This window comes from Prochlorococcus marinus CUG1415 (assembly GCF_017696015.1).
Classification (GTDB): Bacteria; Cyanobacteriota; Cyanobacteriia; order PCC-6307; family Cyanobiaceae; genus Prochlorococcus_A; species Prochlorococcus_A marinus_AE.
In genome coordinates this window covers 1,023,502-1,041,162 of sequence record NZ_JAAORL010000001.1, presented here as the reverse complement: position 1 = coordinate 1,041,162, position 17,661 = coordinate 1,023,502, and the positions used below count along the sequence as shown (strand labels likewise).

At 31.7% G+C, this 17,661-nt stretch carries 15 protein-coding genes; 7 read left to right on the top strand and 8 right to left on the bottom strand.

What is annotated here, in order from left to right; all coding sequences use genetic code 11:
* Positions 1 to 12: 12 nt before the first annotated feature.
* From HA143_RS05970 to lysA, 5 genes are read right to left on the bottom strand one after another with little or no spacing between them, the layout of a single operon-like run.
* Complete coding sequence (locus tag HA143_RS05970; RefSeq protein ID WP_209084262.1) at positions 13 to 945, bottom strand: rhodanese-related sulfurtransferase; 933 nt, start codon at positions 943 to 945, stop codon at positions 13 to 15.
* Entirely contained in the window at positions 942 to 1,940 is a 999-nt protein-coding gene (gene bioB, locus HA143_RS05965; RefSeq protein ID WP_209084260.1) for a biotin synthase BioB, read from the bottom strand. Before bioB ends, HA143_RS05970 begins: the two co-directional genes overlap by 4 nt.
* Before the next feature lie 6 nt (positions 1,941 to 1,946).
* The gene (locus tag HA143_RS05960) at positions 1,947 to 2,750 is read right to left on the bottom strand and encodes an isoprenyl transferase (protein WP_209084258.1); all 804 of its coding nucleotides are present in this window, start codon (positions 2,748 to 2,750) and stop codon (positions 1,947 to 1,949) included.
* Between the two features lie 3 nt (positions 2,751 to 2,753).
* Complete coding sequence (cdaA, locus tag HA143_RS05955; protein ID WP_209084256.1) at positions 2,754 to 3,662, bottom strand: diadenylate cyclase CdaA; 909 nt, start codon at positions 3,660 to 3,662, stop codon at positions 2,754 to 2,756.
* Positions 3,663 to 3,690: 28 nt separating this feature from the next.
* Positions 3,691 to 5,064, bottom strand: coding sequence for a diaminopimelate decarboxylase (lysA, locus tag HA143_RS05950; RefSeq protein WP_209084254.1), 1,374 nt, complete (start codon positions 5,062 to 5,064; stop codon positions 3,691 to 3,693).
* Positions 5,065 to 5,152: 88 nt separating this feature from the next.
* Between lysA and HA143_RS05945 the strand changes: the two genes are divergently transcribed.
* The 4 genes from HA143_RS05945 to HA143_RS05930 all read left to right on the top strand — a co-directional run bounded on the left by HA143_RS05945 (position 5,153) and on the right by HA143_RS05930 (position 10,313).
* On the top strand, positions 5,153 to 5,593 hold the full coding sequence (locus tag HA143_RS05945; protein ID WP_209084252.1) for a GNAT family N-acetyltransferase: 441 nt from the start codon (positions 5,153 to 5,155) through the stop codon (positions 5,591 to 5,593).
* Between the two features lie 177 nt (positions 5,594 to 5,770).
* Positions 5,771 to 8,299, top strand: a complete 2,529-nt coding sequence (locus HA143_RS05940) for an ATP-dependent Clp protease ATP-binding subunit (RefSeq protein ID WP_209084250.1) — start codon at positions 5,771 to 5,773, stop codon at positions 8,297 to 8,299.
* A gap of 14 nt (positions 8,300 to 8,313) precedes the next feature.
* Positions 8,314 to 9,405: an iron-containing alcohol dehydrogenase gene (locus HA143_RS05935; protein WP_209084247.1), complete on the top strand. Its 1,092-nt coding sequence runs from the start codon at positions 8,314 to 8,316 to the stop codon at positions 9,403 to 9,405.
* Positions 9,406 to 9,413: 8 nt separating this feature from the next.
* Complete coding sequence (locus HA143_RS05930; protein ID WP_209084226.1) at positions 9,414 to 10,313, top strand: alpha/beta fold hydrolase; 900 nt, start codon at positions 9,414 to 9,416, stop codon at positions 10,311 to 10,313.
* Between the two features lie 12 nt (positions 10,314 to 10,325).
* Here HA143_RS05930 and HA143_RS05925 read toward each other — a convergent pair whose 3' ends face one another.
* Both HA143_RS05925 and HA143_RS05920 read right to left on the bottom strand, forming a co-directional pair.
* Positions 10,326 to 11,183, bottom strand: a complete 858-nt coding sequence (locus tag HA143_RS05925; RefSeq protein WP_209084224.1) for a phosphatidate cytidylyltransferase — start codon at positions 11,181 to 11,183, stop codon at positions 10,326 to 10,328.
* Positions 11,184 to 11,192: 9 nt separating this feature from the next.
* Positions 11,193 to 12,590 carry an aminotransferase class I/II-fold pyridoxal phosphate-dependent enzyme gene (locus HA143_RS05920; protein ID WP_209084222.1) on the bottom strand — a complete coding sequence of 466 codons (1,398 nt, stop codon included), beginning with the start codon at positions 12,588 to 12,590 and terminating at the stop codon, positions 11,193 to 11,195.
* A 65-nt stretch (positions 12,591 to 12,655) separates the two neighbouring features.
* Here HA143_RS05920 and HA143_RS05915 point away from each other — a divergent pair, with 65 nt between their 5' ends.
* Complete coding sequence (locus HA143_RS05915; protein WP_209084213.1) at positions 12,656 to 14,314, top strand: ABC1 kinase family protein; 1,659 nt, start codon at positions 12,656 to 12,658, stop codon at positions 14,312 to 14,314.
* Between the two features lie 64 nt (positions 14,315 to 14,378).
* On the top strand, positions 14,379 to 14,873 hold the full coding sequence (locus HA143_RS05910) for a helix-turn-helix domain-containing protein (RefSeq protein WP_209084508.1): 495 nt from the start codon (positions 14,379 to 14,381) through the stop codon (positions 14,871 to 14,873).
* Positions 14,874 to 14,887: 14 nt separating this feature from the next.
* On the opposite strand, the gene malQ is transcribed toward HA143_RS05910, so the two are convergent.
* Complete coding sequence (malQ, locus tag HA143_RS05905) at positions 14,888 to 16,408, bottom strand: 4-alpha-glucanotransferase (RefSeq protein WP_209084211.1); 1,521 nt, start codon at positions 16,406 to 16,408, stop codon at positions 14,888 to 14,890.
* Positions 16,409 to 16,663: 255 nt separating this feature from the next.
* Between malQ and HA143_RS05900 the strand changes: the two genes are divergently transcribed.
* The gene (locus HA143_RS05900) at positions 16,664 to 17,659 is read left to right on the top strand and encodes a ribose-phosphate pyrophosphokinase (protein WP_209084210.1); all 996 of its coding nucleotides are present in this window, start codon (positions 16,664 to 16,666) and stop codon (positions 17,657 to 17,659) included.
* Positions 17,660 to 17,661 lie beyond the last annotated feature (2 nt).

Sequence of the window (17,661 nt, the reverse complement as noted above, 5' to 3'; positions counted from 1 at the left end):
ATTTTTGTAAAATTAATTTTTGTCAATTATTGGACTGGCCCCTTTTAATCTGTCGATCTGTTTTTGCCTTTCTTCAAACCTTTTTCTATCTTCATCACTGAATTGATTTATGCAGTAATGACATTGAATACCCTTTCTATATTCTTTCCTTTTTTGATCTTGAATTGAAACTGGCATTCCACATGCATGACAAATCAAGTAGGAGCCTTTCTCTAATTCGTGATTTAAAGCAACTCTTTTATCAAAAACATAACATTCACCTTCAAATAAGTTTTTTTCTTCTGGTATATCATCAAGGTATTGAAGGATACCACCTTGTAGGTGATAAATATTTTTATAACCTTTCTTTCTCAGTAAACTTGTAGCTTTTTCACATCTGATACCTCCCGTACAAAACATTGCTATATTTGTAGATTCTTTATTTTCTAAATGACTATCTAAATGATCATCTACCCACTTTGGAAATTCGCTAAAATTTCTCGTATTTGGGTTTATTGAGTTCTGAAATGTCCCTATAGAAACCTCATAGTAATTTCTGGTATCAATAATTATTGTATTTTGATTCTCAATTAATTTATTCCAATTAAATGAGTCAATATAAGTCCCATTATCTTGTGAAGGATTTATCTCATGGACACCCATGGTAACTATTTCTTTCTTGATTTTTATTTTTAATTTTTTGAAGACCTTCTTTTTTGAAAAGTTTACTTTTGTATTCAACTTTTTATTATCTATATATTTGTTAAGTAAATTCATAACAATATCTATTACATTTATCTCAGCACAAATAGTTCCATTAATACCCTCACTTGCAAAAATTAATAAACCTGAAAGATCTTTTTCCTTTTCAATTTCTAATAATTTATTTTTGAGATCAAGAATTAAGTTTTCTTGAAATGGGAAGAAAGAATAAAGAGAAACTATTTTATAATTTTTGCCTTTCATCGAGAAGATAATGTTTTTTTATAAGTTTCAAAATCTTTATTGAATAGAACGCCAACCTCTTTTAGAAGTTTTCTGTCTGATTGAAAAGATGGATTTGACGTCGTAAGTAACTCATCTCCATAAAAAATTGAATTTGCCCCGCATTGAAAACATAAAATTTGGGCTTCTTTTGATAGTTTCTCTCGCCCAGCACTTAATCTTATTTTGCTTTTAGGCATAAGAATTCTTGCCGTGGCTATCATTCTTATCATCTCAATCGAATCAATCTCTTGATTATCTTCTAAACCAGTACCTTCAATAGCTACTAATGAATTTATAGGAACACTTTCAGGGTGTGGATTCATGTTTGACAGGACTTCCAAAAGAGATGCTCTATCACCATTAGTTTCCCCCAAGCCTATTATTCCTCCGCAACATACATTTATTCCTGCATTTCTTACTCTCTTGATAGTATCTAATCTGTCTTGATAAGTTCTAGTCGTAATAATATTTTTATAATACTCTGGACTAGTATCAAGATTATGATTATAGGCTGTTAAACCTGCCTCAGCAAGTCTTGATGCTTGTTCATCAGTGAGCATTCCAGCAGTAACGCATGCTTCCATTCCTAGATCTCTAACCCCACTTACCATCTTTAACATTGCATTAAAGGATTTCCCGTCTCTAATTTCTCTCCAAGCCCAACCCATACAAAACCTTTCTGCACCCTCTTTCTTTGCTATTTGGGCACTTGCTAGAACCTGTTCAACTTGAAATTGTGGGTGACTTTTGATTTCGCTAGAACTATAAATTGATTGGCTACAATAAGAACAATTTTCCTCACATCCTCCAGTTTTTACGCTGAACAATGATGCTAATTGAACTTTGTATTTGTTGAATTTCCTGTGAACAATTTGTGATTCCCACATTAAATCAATAAGAGGCATATTAAGTATTTCTAATATCTCCTCTCTATCCCAATCGAACCTAATTTTGGTATATAACTGATTAGTCATTTTTTGTTAGGAAGAACACTGAGAATCTTCAAAAGATTCATTGTGTAATGATTCTATACCGCCGAAACGTCTATTCCTTGATTGATAATCAATTATTGCTTTAAGGAATTCGAATTCATTGAAGTCTGGCCAGAGTACTTCTGAGATGTAAATTTCTGAATAAGCTAATTGCCATAAAAGAAAATTACTTATCCTTTTTTCTCCACTAGTTCTTATGAGTAATTCTGGATCTTTAATTCCTTGAGTTAATAGCTTTGAATTAAATAATTCTTCATTAACTTCACTTGGTTTTATTTCTCCAGAAGAAGATTGTAATGCTAATTCTTTTGCAACTTTTACTATTTCTTGCCTACCTCCGTAGTTTATACAAATATTTAATAAAAAAGAATTATTGTTTTTAGTTAGAGATTCTGAACTATATATTATTTTTTTTAAAGCCTCTGGGAAAGGGGTTAAATCCCCGATAAATTTTATTTTAATTAATTCTTGATGGATTTCTTGAATTTCGTTTCTCAAAACTTGGTTAAAGAGATTTATGAGATAATCAACCTCTTTTGTTGGTCTTGTCCAATTTTCAGTTGAAAAAGCATAAACAGTAAGTACTTTACAACCTAAATTTTTTGATACTTTAAGAACCTCTTTTAATACACTAACACCCTTGTTATGCCCAAATGATCGAGGTAATCCTTTTTTAGTAGCCCATCTCCCATTCCCGTCCATAATTATTGCAACATGTTCTGGCACTTTTTTATTATCTATTTTTTTTGATAATTCATTATTTTTCTTGTCAATTATTTTTCCAAAAATCATTAGTTAATCCTTGTAGTTAGTGAAGCTTTCTGATTTATTGGTCTCTTTTTCATTAATATCAGTGATAATATTATCACTTGATTTGGTTTTTTGGGATGAAGCAGTCTTATTTAAAGATGATTTACTTGCTCCAATAGAGTTTTGATTACCAATCAAATTCACAAGAAGTTCTTGTAACCTGCTGCTGGTTATTGGCCTTTCAAGTTTTCCTTGGTTTGCTAATGATAACGTACCTGTCTCTTCAGAAACAACAATACAAATACACCTGTCAAATCTTTCTGTAATGCCTAATGCAGCTAAATGTCTTGTGCCGTATCTACTGATTCCTTGCCTCGAGAGAGGCAGTATTACACCAGCAGATATTATTTTGTTACCTTTCACAAGAACTGCTCCATCATGTAATGGTGTATCTGTTGCAAAAAGATTTATTAAAAGGTCAGTTGATAATTGTGCTTCAATATTTGTACCTGAATATAAAAAATCTTCAGGCCTTAAATCACTCCCCAAATCCACAACAATTAAGGCACCTCTTCTATTCTGAGAGAGTTTACCTGCCGTATCAACTAACTGAGTAATAGTAGTTGAAGTTGCTCTAAATTCCTTTGGTGGATTTCCAAGTAATACAGCTAGCCTCCCAGTACCTAATAATTCCATTAATCTTCTTAGTTCTCCCTGCCAAAGGATAGCTAAGGAAAGAGAGCAAGCTAGTACCGCAGCATCAATTAATTTTGATGTTAATGGAAGGTATGCATATCTTTGAATAAACCATGCGGATGAAACTAAAAATAAATATCCTCTTAAAAGCCATAATGTTCTCTGTTCTTTTACTCTTGAAAATAATAAAAGTCCAAAACCAACAGCGAATAAGAAATCTAATAAAAGCTTTAAATTTATAATCTCCCAGAAATTCACATTAAAAACAAAATTAATTTAAATGTACCTAATTTTGTTTGATAAAGCGATCAGGTAAGACATCATACTTTAAAAGATCCAATGGACTTTCTCTTTTTTGAATAATCTCCGCTTCACCATCACAAACCAAGAGAGCAGCTGGCCTCGGAATTCTGTTGTAGTTAGAACTCATTGAATAATTGTATGCACCAGTACCAAAAACACATATTAGATCTCCTGTTTCGCAATCTGCTAGTTCTATCTCCTTAAACAATACATCTCCTGATTCGCAGTGCTTGCCAGCGATAGTGTATTTATTTTTGGAATTATTGTTAAAGGGATTATTTACCAAGCATGCAGAATAATTTGATTGATATGTAATGGGTCTTGGATTATCGCTCATCCCTCCATCAACAGATAAATATGTTCTTATTCCTGGGATTTCTTTAAAAGCCCCAATTTTGTAAATTGTTATTCCTGCAGTAGATACAATAGATCTTCCAGGCTCACACATCAATGTAGGAAAATCTAAATTGTGTTTTTTGCAAGCTTTAACAACTGAGGTGGAAATTGTTTTCACCCATTCATCAATTGAAGGGGGATCGTCATTTTCTGTATATTTAATGCCTAAACCTCCACCTACATTTAATTTTTCAATATCATGGCCAAACTTTTTGGCGTCCAAAATAACATTTACCATTATTTCTCCCAGATCCTTATGCGGCTCTAGTTCAAAAATTTGAGAACCAATGTGAGCATGCAATCCTTTTAATTTAAGATGTTTTGTATTTTTAATTTTGGCAAATAAAATATTTAAATATTCAATTCCGAAACCAAATTTGCTATCAAATGATCCTGTTCTTATATATTCATGAGTATGGCATTCTATACCAGGAGTAAAGCGAATCATTATTTCTAAATCTCGATTTAATGAATTTGATAGTACCTCTAATCTTTCTAAGTCATAATTATTATCTACTATTACTTTAATGTTATTTTTAACTGCGAACTGTATTTCTTTGTCTGATTTATTGTTACCATGAAAAACAATTTTTTCATTTGGGACACCACCTTTAATTGCAGTTAATAGTTCTCCTTCTGAAACCGCATCAAGTCCTAACCCTTCTGAGGAAACAAGGTTACTCATGAAGATAGAACTATTTGCCTTGGAGGCATATATGGGCAGAGATTTTCCTGGGTAATATGTTTCTAATGCTTTTTTGTAAGCTCTACAAGAGTTTCTTAAAGTGATTTCATCCAAAATATAAAGAGGAGAATCATATTTTTTAACTAATTCTTCAATAGAACATCCACCAATTGATAACTTCCCATCACTTCCAATAGATGTAGTAATAGGAACAATATTTTTATTTGGACTTTTGAGGTCAATCTTTTGTTTTAAAAAGGATTTTTTTTCTTCCATGGGAAAATTATAAATAGAGTTATTGTAAAATTGTCATATTTTATAATGACTTTAATTTCAAATGTTTTGAGTATTTATTTATAATAAGATGATATCCATTAAACAATTAAATGATAAAGATATTGATTTATGTTATGAATTAGATTCAAATACGATCTCGTTGTGGAGCAAAAAGCAATGGGCTTACGAATTTAAAAAAGGGGGTGTAATAATCTTTGGATTATTATTTTCAAATGTATTAATTGGAATATGCGTTTTTCATGTTGTTCTTGATGAAGCTCAAATAAATTTTTTTGTAGTAAATCAGAAATATAGGAAAAAAGGTTTTGGATCTTACCTTATGAGTTATTTAATAAAAAAATGTGAACAATTAAATATAAATAAATTATTTTTAGAAGTCTCACACAAGAATGATATAGCTGAGAAATTTTATAGTCGCTTTGATTTTTCTACGGTGGGAATAAGAAGAAATTATTATAAAGACGGTTCAGATGCTCTCTTAAAAGAAAAAAAATTAACAACTAAATAATTTAAGAATTTAATTGTTCGGATAACCAGAATGCTTGAAATTACTATAATTTATTGCTATATCATTAAAAAAGTTAAATTTAATTCAATAAAATATACTTTTAGGTATTCACAAAAGCTCATTCTGAACACAAAACTTACATATAACTGGTAGGTTATTAGTAGAAATAAATTTCTGATGTTTGAAAGATTTACAGAAAAGGCTATAAAGGTCATTATGCTTGCCCAAGAGGAAGCTAGAAGACTTGGTCATAATTTCGTTGGAACAGAACAAATTCTATTAGGTTTAATTGGAGAGGGTACAGGTGTTGCAGCTAAAGTTCTTAAATCACTTGGTGTTAATTTAAAAGACTCAAGAATAGAAGTAGAAAAGATAATTGGTAGAGGTTCAGGTTTTGTAGCTGTTGAAATACCTTTTACCCCTAGGGCGAAAAGAGTTTTAGAATTATCACTCGAAGAAGCTCGTCAATTGGGACACAACTATATAGGAACTGAACATCTTTTACTAGGTTTAATAAGAGAAGGAGAGGGTGTGGCTGCAAGGGTTCTAGAAAATCTTAGTATTGACCTCTCCAAAGTTAGAACTCAAGTCATAAGGATGTTAGGTGAAACAGCTGAAGTCGGTAGTGGAGCAAATTCAAGTAAGGGTAATTTAAAAACTGCTACTCTTGATGAATTTGGCACGAATTTAACAAAGTTAGCTAGTGAATCTAAACTTGATCCAGTAGTTGGCCGTTATGCAGAAATAGATCGAGTAGTTCAAATATTAGGTAGAAGGACTAAAAATAATCCAGTACTTATTGGAGAACCTGGCGTAGGTAAAACAGCTATTGCAGAGGGTTTAGCTCAAAGAATACAGCTAGGAGATATTCCCGACATACTTGAAGATAAAAGAGTTTTAACTCTTGATATAGGACTCTTGGTCGCTGGAACAAAATATAGAGGAGAATTTGAAGAAAGATTGAAAAAGATAATGGAAGAAATTAAATCTGCAGGTAATGTAATTCTTGTCATAGATGAAGTTCATACTTTAATAGGTGCTGGAGCTGCTGAAGGAGCTATAGACGCGGCAAATATTCTGAAGCCAGCATTAGCTCGAGGAGAACTCCAATGTATTGGAGCAACAACACTAGATGAATATAGAAAACATATTGAAAGAGATGCTGCTCTAGAGAGAAGATTCCAACCCGTTATGGTTGGGGAACCATCTATTGAAGATACAATCGAAATCTTAAAAGGTCTTAGAGAACGTTATGAACAACATCATCGCCTTAAAATTACTGATGACGCTTTAGAGGCTGCAGCTCACCTTGGTGATAGATATATATCTGATAGATTTTTGCCCGATAAGGCTATTGACCTTATCGATGAGGCAGGAAGCAGAGTTCGTTTAATAAACTCTAAACTTCCACCTGAAGCCAAACAAATAGATAAAGAACTAAGACAAATTCAAAAACAAAAGGAAGAATCTGTAAGGGACCAAAACTTTGATCAAGCTGGCCAACTGAGAGAAAAAGAGATTGAATTGTCTGCGAAAATTAAAGAGGTACTTGAAAATAATAAAGAATCTAAAGTTGAGGATGAATCTAATATTGATACAAATTCAGTAAAAAATGATTCAAAACTTTTACAAAACCCTATGGTTTCTGAAGAAGACGTAGCACATATTGTCGCATCTTGGACCGGTGTACCTGTTCAAAAATTAACTGAAACTGAATCAGTAAAGCTACTCAATATGGAAGAAACACTTCATCAAAGGCTAATTGGACAAGATGAAGCTGTAAAAGCTGTTTCTAGAGCTATTAGAAGAGCAAGAGTTGGCTTAAAAAATCCCAATAGGCCTATAGCAAGTTTTATCTTTTCAGGTCCTACTGGTGTAGGCAAGACTGAATTGACTAAATCATTAGCTTCATATTTCTTTGGTAGTGAAGAAGCAATGATCAGATTAGATATGTCAGAATTTATGGAAAGACATACAGTTAGTAAATTAATAGGTTCTCCTCCGGGATATGTTGGTTTTAATGAAGGTGGTCAACTTACTGAGGCGGTTAGAAGAAGACCTTATACCGTTGTTTTATTTGATGAAGTAGAAAAAGCTCATCCAGATGTATTCAATTTATTATTGCAACTTCTTGAAGACGGCAGATTAACAGATTCCAAGGGTAGAACTGTAGATTTTAAAAATACTTTGCTAATAATGACTTCTAATATTGGTTCAAAAGTAATTGAGAAAGGTGGTGGTGGTTTGGGATTTGAGTTTTCGGGTGATTCTGTTGAAGATAGCCAATACAATAGAATTAAATCTTTAGTTAATGAAGAACTAAAGCAATACTTCAGACCTGAATTTTTAAATAGACTTGATGAAATAATTGTATTCAGGCAACTATCTAAGAAAGAGGTTAAAGAAATTGCTGAAATAATGCTTCAAGAAGTTTTTGCAAGATTACAAGATAAGGGCATTAAATTAAGCGTAACAGATGCTTTCAAAGAAAGACTTGTTGAAGAAGGCTATAATCCTTCTTATGGAGCAAGACCCTTAAGAAGAGCTGTAATGCGCTTATTAGAGGATAGTTTGGCTGAAGAAGTACTTTCCGGGAGAATAAAAGATGGTGATAAGGCTTTAGTTGATATTGATGAGAATAAAAAGGTTACAATCAATATTTCTTCTGAAGAATCTCAACAAGAGTTAGCAGGTGCTAACTTCTAGTAATTAACAAAAAAATGCAGTCAATCTCTCCAGAAACTATATTTAGGGGGAATGATGCTTGGGAAAAAGCTTTACCTCAAATTACTAAATTAACTAAAAGTCCATTAATTTTAGGAAGAACCATTTATACGAATGATCTTAGAAATAAAATTTTTAAAGATTTAAAGAATCAAAACACTAATGTTAATTCTGCTGATTTAGAATTTGATTGTTGTTATGAAGATATATCAAGAGTTAAGAATATCATCTTAAAGAATAATCATGACTCTGTTATCGCAGCTGGAGGGGGTAAAGTTCTTGATTCTGGGAAATATATAGCAGAATGCCTTGATATTCCTTGTATTACAGTGCCTCTTAGCGCCTCTACATGTGCAGGTTGGACGGCTTTATCAAATATTTATACAAAAAATGGCCAGTTTATAAAGGATATTGCATTAAGATCTTGTCCAAAAGTCTTAGTATATGATCATAAATTCATTCAAACAGCTCCTTCGAGAACACTCGCAAGTGGTATCGCAGATGCTTTAGCAAAATGGTATGAATCCTCAGTAACAAGTTCAACAATAGATGATGGTCTTGTTCAACAAGCGATTCAGATTTCAAGAGTTTTAAGAGATCAACTATTAATAGATGGAGAAAAAGCATTTAAGGGTCAATTTGAAAATAATCCTTCTTGGCGAAATACTGTAGAGGCTTGTGGACTTACAGCAGGATTAGTAGGTGGTATTGGGGGAGAAAAGTGTAGGACTGCTGCTGCACATGCTATTCATAATGCAATTACTCAGATAATTACCCCAAACAAATTCTTACATGGTGAGATCGTTGGGGTTGGATTGTTATTGCAATTAAGACTAGAAGAAATGAAAAATAATAATAAATTAGCTGATCAATCAACTAAACAATTGTTGTCACTTATGAAACAATTGAATTTGCCCACTACTATTGCACAACTTGGAATAAATGTTTTTGAAGATAATAATTTAGAGAAAATTGCTGATTTTACTTGTCGAGATAAATCTGAGATCCACTTTTTGCCTTTTGAAATTAATAAACAGGACATAGAAGAGGTTATTGCAAATTTTGAACAACAAAAAATTAAAATATAATCATTTCTTTGACTAAATCCCATTCCGAACAACTTAGTGATTTAAATGTTGATTTTTTTGAGAGTGCCAAAAATTCGCTATTAGACCCTTTAGGTCTTTATTTGGCAAACGATGTTAAGTGGATCCAACTCAATCAGAACTGGAACTATTTGAAATTCCCTGTGGTTATTGGAGGAAAAGGTCAACCTATACTTCTCCTCCATGGCTTTGATAGTAGTTTTTTAGAGTTTAGGAGAATATATCAATCATTAAAAAGGAATTTCCAAGTTATAATCCCTGATCTATTAGGGTTTGGTTTTAGTCCTAGGTGCGCAACAAATGAATACAATCCCTCTAAAATAATTTCATATTTAATTGATCTCCTTAAGACCTTACAAATAAAAAAGAATCTAAAAATTATTGGTGCCTCTATGGGAGGCTCAACAGCTTTAAAACTTTCTTTTGAAATTAATCATTCTATTGATAAAATTATCCTTTTATCACCCGCCGGATTGTTTGGAGAACCTAAGAGTATACCTTTCCCTCTTAACCAAATAGGGGCCTCATTTCTAGGATTGCAGCAGGTCAGAAAAAGTCTTTGTAGGCAAGCATTTGCTTTCCCAGATGAATGTGTTGGTGAAATGGAAGAGCAAATTGCTTCAATTCATTTAGGTTGTAAAGGATGGAGGAATTCACTTGCATCATTTGCAAAAAGTGGAGGGTTCGCTGGAACACAGAAATATATTCAAAATATCCCAATCAAAGCAGTGTGTGGAGAAAATGATCGCATTCTTGGAAAAAAAGAGATAAAAAATATAAAAAAAATTGATAAATTAAATTTTATAGGGTTGCAAAATTGTGGTCATCTACCTCATGTAGATTTACCATCATTATCTAGTAAAATTATTCAAGATTATTTTTTGGAATAAAAAATTTCATAATTAATTTAGAAACTTGAGAATTATAAAAATGTAATACAAAACAGATGGAGTAAAAATGTAGCTATCAATTCTATCAAGAATACCTCCATGTCCTGGTAAAAAAGTTCCCGAATCTTTTATTTTTGCATCTCTCTTCATCATTGATTCAATTAAATCTCCAACTAATGCCATAAGAGAAATTAAAATTCCATATAAAATTCCAACTAATAATGGATTTTCCCAATTAAGTAAAAATGCGAAAAATATCGCTAATAAAATTGAAGAGGATATTCCTCCAATTAAACCTTCTATTGTTTTGCTCGGAGATATTGGAGAAAGAGCTTTTTTACCAAATGACTTACCAACGAAATATGAACCAATATCACTAGCGACAATTAAAAAACAAGAGGTTAAAGTTAAATGAAGACCTGAAGTATTAGATAAGTTTTCAAACGAAATAAAACCTTGATTTGAACTTATTATCACTGACTCTAATCCTCTTAACTTAATCCAGTAACTAGGTAAAAAACCTAAATAGAATAAACCAAAAACAGAAGCTGCAATATCGGAAATTGTTCCAGGCTTTGGTTGCAAAAGTAACCAAGTGCATATTACAACTGAACAGATAGGCAAAATTGAATTTGATATTTCTCCTTCAATCAAACCTATGGTCTCAAGATAAGTAGAAATTATAATAACTAAAGATGAAAATAATGTGGTTTTAGTAGCTGGTTTTATTCCTTTAAATTCAGCCATCCTAAAAAATTCTAATAATGCTAGATAAGTAAGCAAGGCTGTTGCTAATGTAAAAAACCATCCTCCTAACAAAACAACAATTAAACCAAATATTCCTATAAGTAATCCGCTTCTCACTCTCATATCAAATCTCTATGTTTTTATTACTCTTATATTAAAATTTAACAGATCTTTGTTGCATAAACTTTGATTGTTTATCCAATTAAATCTATCGATATCAATTTTTTCTCCAGGAATTAGTAGAGGTATTCCAGGAGGATAAGGGCAAATAATATCTCCGGATATTTTATTTAATGATTGAGAAAAAGGAATACTCCGAGTCTCACTTCTCCAAGCAATTCCAATTTCAATTTCGGGGGCTTCAACTAAATTAAAGGGTGATTGGAGTACTTTAAAAGTGTCTATTTTTTTTGAATTTAATAGTAATTTATTCCACAACTTTAGAAATAAATTAAGAAAATCTTTTTGATTCGCAAACCCTAAGCAAAAAGTTAGGGTCATCATTTCTGGTAATTCAGCAATAAGACCATTTTTATAAAAAAATTTATCAGCAGTGAAACCATCAATTCCAACCTTAGAGGTATTCAATACTATTTTTAAGGGGTCTTGGGTTTCTATGAGAGGAATATTCTTTTGGATTAATTTTTTGTAGATACTTTTTGCCTCTAAAATTCTTTTTTGATATTTTGATAAATTTTTTTTATTAAGCCAGTCTTTAATAGACTCTTCACAAGAAGAAAGTAATAAGGAACTTGGACTAGTAGTTTGCAACAAATTAATACTCTTGATTAAATTTTGCTCATTTACTAGATTCCCTTTGTACCAGAGTGCAGCAGTTTGAGTTAAACCATTTAGCGACTTATGCAATGAGTGAACGACTAAATCAGCGTTTGATATTAAAGCAGATTTTGGTAGGTTAAGGTTTTCACAAAACAGGAAATAAGAACCATGGGCTTCATCAACCAAAACAGGTAACTTTTTTTGATGACAAAGATTTATTAAAGGCTCCAAATCTCCCGCGTACCCCTGATAAGAGGGACTTACAAGAATTACACCTACAATTTTCTTCTCATTAAAATTTATTTTTTTAAATACATTTTCCAACCAGTTTTTTGTGATTGGTTGGTAATGACCGTTTTCTGATGAAAAATCTAAGTCAAAGAATATTGGTTGTATGTTCTGCATCGCACAGATTTTTATAACACTTATATGGACATTTCTAGGCATCAGGATAGTTTCGCCAGGATTTGCCATCGCAATTACAGCTGATTGTATTAATCCAGAGGCTCCATTAACTCCAAAAAAACATCCTTTCGCACCAAATTTCTGAGAGAATTCTCTTTGAGTTTTGGCAATTAATCCGCTTTGGGATAATGGTGACCCTATCTCTGGTAGTTCCGGTAAGTCCCAATACCCAGGTTGTTTTTTTAATAATTTCACTAATTTCTTTGGTAAAGCTGCTCCTCTGTTATGAGCGGGAAAGAAAAGTGACTTTAAAAACTTTTTAGTTAGAAAAGAAGAAATGCTCATAAAGTATTATTGACATATATAGAATGGACTAATTAAGAATCCTACTTCGATATTTTTTAACTTTAATGACAAGGTCTTATTCACAATACTCAGCAAAAGGTGACTTAATTTGGTTGGTTTTGAGACCATGGATCTTTATCCCAAGAGTTTTATATATCCTTTTAACTTTTATTTTTCTTTTTTTAAGAATACTTTTTCAAGGTAACAGTAAAAATAAAAATGTACAAAAAAATCTCTCAAAATATCTTTTTGATGTAATAACAGATTTAGGACCTTGTTTTATAAAATTGGGTCAGGCACTTTCAACTAGACCGGATCTTGTTAGACAAGATTGGCTGACAGAACTTACCAACTTACAGGATAATCTTCCAGCATTTGATCATAAAATTGCTTTAAAAATTATTGAAGAGGAACTAGGAGCGCCACCTAATGAATTATTTGATGAGTTCCCTGAGAGTCCTATTGCATCAGCAAGCTTAGGTCAGGTTTACAAAACAAAAACAAAAAATAATACTTATGTAGCTGTAAAAGTACAAAGGCCAAATCTGTACTTTCTTATAAGAAGAGATGTTGTGATATTAAGGTTCTTAGCCACTTTTTTGTCACCATTCCTACCATTAAATATTGGTGTTGGAATTGGAGAAATAATAGATGAATTCGGCAAGGCACTTTTTGATGAAATTGACTATGAAAAAGAGGGTGAAAATGCTTTAAAGTTTGCAAATTTATTCAAAGATAACCCAAATGTTTTTATCCCTAAATTGGAAAAACAGTTTTCATCAAAGAGAATTATTACAACCTCTTGGATTGATGGAGTCAAGTTAAGAGATAGGGCTTTATTGGAGGAAAATAACTTAGTACCTTCCTCTTTTATAAAAACTTGTGTAATAAGTGGTCTTCAGCAATTATTTGAATATGGATATTTTCATGCTGACCCACACCCTGGGAATATGTTTGCACTTAAAGGTGGAAATGCAGATTATGGAAATTTAGCTTATGTAGATTTTGGAATGATGGATACTATTACAAATTCAGATAGACTCACTCTCATTAAGGCTATTGTTCACATAATAAATGATGAATATTATCTTCTCGCAAAAGATTTTCAGAAATTAGGTTTTTTAACTAAAGAACAAGATCTTCAAAAACTTGTTGAACCATTAAAAGAAATTCTAGGCGGATCTTTTGGCGCTGAAGTCGGAAACTTTAATCTTAAAAATGTAACTGATAAATTCTCAAAACTAATGTATTCATATCCATTTAGAGTGCCTAGTAGGTTTGCATTAATAATAAGAGCAGTTGTTAGTCAAGAGGGTTTAGCACTAAGACTAGATCCTGAATTTAAAATTTTAAAGATCGCATATCCTTATATAGCCAAAAAATTACTTACCGATAATTCTGAGGAGATTTTAGAAATTCTTTTGGAAGTTGTGTTTGATAAAAAAGGTCGAATTCAAATAGAAAAGGTAGAAAGTTTATTAAATATATTATTTAAAGATTCTGAAAATATTAATTCAGACATCATACCGGTTGCAAATGCCGGATTAAAGTTAATTGTCAGTAATAAAGGATCCGAAGTTCGGAAAAGTCTTCTTTTAAGCCTTATCAAAGATGATAAACTAGAATTTAATGATGCAAAAAAACTCTTGGCTTTAATTAGAGATACATTTAGCCCTTTGAATATTGCAAAAAGTGCAGTTCAAAATATTATATCTACAGTTTAGTTTTATATTTATATCTAGTTATTAACTAATGATTTTTAATTGATTAAAATTAAATTTAAGTACTATTAATATTTTGAAAAATCTTTTTTTATTTAATAAAAAAAATAAAAATAATAAAGACTTGAATTATGGAGTTGTTGATCATTATGGAGATCTTGCGAAGTTAGTCAAAGAAGCAAGAATCCAACAAAAACTTACATTACAAGAATTGTCAATTATTTCAAAAATTCCTGAACTAACATTAAATTCTATTGAAAATAATGATAAAAATATAAGACCAAAGGATCCCTTTATACGATCCATATTAATTAAGTTAGAGGAATGCTTAATATTAAAAAAAAATACGTTAGTAAAATTATCTATTAGAGAAAAAGAAACTTTTAAGAAAGAAAAAAATAATTTTATTATCAGCAAATTTGATCTTATAAATACTTGGCAGGGAAGTCTTTTGTATTTTTTTATATTAGTTCTAACTATATTTGTAATAAAGAGATATTTTGTTTTAAATGTAAATGTTATAGAGATTCAAAATATTGAAAATAAAATCATTGAAAAATAATCTTCAATAAATAGCTATTTTTTAGTCCTACCAAAATTATTTCCTAGCTCACTAAAATTCTTAATATTGTCTTCAATTTCTTCTAAAGGGCGATTTAACTTCCATTTCCAGTTGTTTTTAGTAGTACCGGGTCTGTTTAATCTACTAGAGTCATCTAAAGATAATATATCTTGTATTGGTGCGATAAATAGATTAGCGTTTGTTTCCATGCCAATTTCCATTAAACTCCAAGAAGGATTATCTGAAAATTTATACTCATTTTTTATTCTTGTTTTGGATTCATTCTCTAAACATTGCCACCATGAAAGGGAAGTAGAGTTGTCATGAGTACCTGTATAAACAACCCAATTTTCTCCTTTAATATTCTTAGGTAAATACGGGTTATCTTCATTGCCATCAAAAGCAAATTGTAATATTTTCATGCCAGGCAGTGCGAAATTTTTCCTCAAATTCTCTACGTCAGGTGTTATTACTCCCAGATCCTCCGCGATAATTGGTAGATAGTCATCCCCTAAATCTTTTTTTAGTTTATTTAATAGTGTTTTGCCCGGGGAATTTATCCATTTCCCATTAATTGCTGATTCGGACTTGCCATTAACTCTCCAGTAAGCAGCTAAACCCCTGAAATGATCCAATCTCAATAGATCTACAAGTTCAAATTGCCTTTTAAATCTTTTTCTCCACCAATCGAAATTAGTCCTCTTATGTTTTGTCCAAAAGTAAGTTGGGGTCCCCCATAATTGTCCTGTCGATGAGAAATAATCAGGAGGCACACCACTTTGAAAGATTAAATCTCCATTTTTAAAAATTGAAAATAGTGATTTATTACTCCATACGTCTGCACTATCCCTAGAAACATAAAAGGGCAAATCTCCTATGAGCTTAATATTTTTTGATTTTGCAAAGTTTTTAATATCTCTCCATTGCACATCTAAATGCCACTGTATTAATTTTTTAATAAGTATCTCTTCACTTTTTTTCTTAATCCATGAATTTATAAAATTATTATTTTTTATTTTAAATTCTTGAGGCCATTGCCACCAAGGCAGCATATTAAACTCCTCTCTTATAACAACAAATGTTGCATAATCTTCAACCCAAGAATTCTTAAATATCCACTTATGAAAATCGATTTTTCTCTCTTCAGACTGGGAACCCCAACCTTGTAGGAGGAGGAGACCTAGTTTTTTTGTTAAATCATCAGCAACATCAAAATCAAAATGATTCTTATCCTGATATGTGGGACCTAATTCTTCTTTGTTAGAAATGAAGATAAAACCTTTATCGATTAAATAATCTATATCAAGAAACCAAGGATTCAGAGCAAAACTTGATGGTGAACTATATGGAGACCCTGTAGAGTCAGTAGGCGTAATAGGTAAAAATTGCCAGTATTCAATCCCGTGGTTATGTAGCTTTTTTATCCACTCTTTAGCCCCCTTACCAAAAGTTCCACATACTCTTCCTCCAGGTATAGATGAAGGATGCATAAGTACGCCTAATGATTTTTTTGTGAGAACTCTTTTTATAACCATAGTTTTATTATATATTTGGATTTTTTACAATTAAATTGTTTATGTATCTTTTAAATTCAACGATAGACAAATTATTTTTTATTGACAAATATTCTTCAAAGTATTTTCGATGGAATTGAAATTCGTTCTGTTTTTTGTCAAATTTATTTTATATTTTGCTTAAGAGATGTCACTTTTGAAAAGATCTAGTCATTATTTTTTGCGAAATTCACATAAACGACTACGATAAGAATATAGTTTTATAGTGCTAATTTCGTGACAAGTTTTATCACGGCAGTGCAGAATAAAGAATCGAACTTTAATCTAACTAAAAGTAGATTAAGGCTAGTAAGTGGAACTAAAAATCCTAAATTAGCTGAAGAAATTGCATCATATTTAGGGATTAAAAATGTTCCTTTAATATCTAAAAGATTTGCTGACGGAGAAGTTTACGTTCAGATTCAGCAATCCATTAGAGGTTGCGATGTTTTTCTCATACAGCCTACATGCGCACCTGTTAATGATAGCTTGATGGAATTGATGATAATGGTTGATGCATGCAAAAGAGCATCGGCTAGACAAATAACAGCTGTAATACCATATTTCGGATATGCAAGAGCAGACAGGAAGACTTCTGGAAGAGAGTCTATAACTGCAAAACTTACTGCTAATTTGCTTGAAAAATCCGGCGTAGATAGAGTTTTGGCAATGGATTTACATTCTGCTCAAATACAAGGATATTTCGATATCCCATGTGATCATATTTACGGATCTCCTGTTTTAATTGATTATTTAGAAACTTTAAATTTAGAGGAAGTTGTAGTTGTCTCTCCTGATGTAGGGGGAGTTGCTAGAGCAAGAGCATTTGCAAAACTAATGAAAGATGCTCCATTAGCAATAATTGATAAAAGAAGAGCGGCTCATAATATTGCGGAAAGTCTAACAGTGATTGGAGAGGTAAAGGGTAAAACGGCTATCCTCATTGACGATATGATTGATACAGGGGGTACAATTTGCTCTGGTGCAAACTTACTGAAAAAAGAGGGTGCAAAGAGAATATTTGCATGCGCTTCTCATGCAGTTTTTTCGCCTCCTTCCTATGAAAGATTGAGTATGAAAGATTTATTTGAACAGGTTATAGTAACTAACAGTATTCCTGTAGTTTTGAAAGAAAGTTTCCCTCAGTTAAAAGTTCTTTCAGTTGCAAATATGTTGGGAGAAGCTATTTCAAGAATTCATGAAGAGAGTTCTGTTAGTTCGATGTTCAGGTGATT

Excerpts from the sequence above, each read along its gene's own strand:
- HA143_RS05970 (WP_209084262.1), bottom strand. The coding sequence starts at position 945 with ATGAAAGGCAAAAATTATAAAATAGTTTCTCTTTATTCTTTCTTCCCA.
- bioB (WP_209084260.1), bottom strand. The coding sequence starts at position 1,940 with ATGACTAATCAGTTATATACCAAAATTAGGTTCGATTGGGATAGAGAG.
- HA143_RS05960 (WP_209084258.1), bottom strand. The coding sequence starts at position 2,750 with ATGATTTTTGGAAAAATAATTGACAAGAAAAATAATGAATTATCAAAA.
- lysA (WP_209084254.1), bottom strand. The coding sequence starts at position 5,064 with ATGGAAGAAAAAAAATCCTTTTTAAAACAAAAGATTGACCTCAAAAGT.
- HA143_RS05945 (WP_209084252.1), top strand. The coding sequence starts at position 5,153 with ATGATATCCATTAAACAATTAAATGATAAAGATATTGATTTATGTTAT.
- HA143_RS05940 (WP_209084250.1), top strand. The coding sequence starts at position 5,771 with ATGTTTGAAAGATTTACAGAAAAGGCTATAAAGGTCATTATGCTTGCC.
- HA143_RS05935 (WP_209084247.1), top strand. The coding sequence starts at position 8,314 with ATGCAGTCAATCTCTCCAGAAACTATATTTAGGGGGAATGATGCTTGG.
- HA143_RS05925 (WP_209084224.1), bottom strand. The coding sequence starts at position 11,183 with ATGAGAGTGAGAAGCGGATTACTTATAGGAATATTTGGTTTAATTGTT.
- HA143_RS05920 (WP_209084222.1), bottom strand. The coding sequence starts at position 12,590 with ATGAGCATTTCTTCTTTTCTAACTAAAAAGTTTTTAAAGTCACTTTTC.
- HA143_RS05915 (WP_209084213.1), top strand. The coding sequence starts at position 12,656 with ATGACAAGGTCTTATTCACAATACTCAGCAAAAGGTGACTTAATTTGG.
- malQ (WP_209084211.1), bottom strand. The coding sequence starts at position 16,408 with ATGGTTATAAAAAGAGTTCTCACAAAAAAATCATTAGGCGTACTTATG.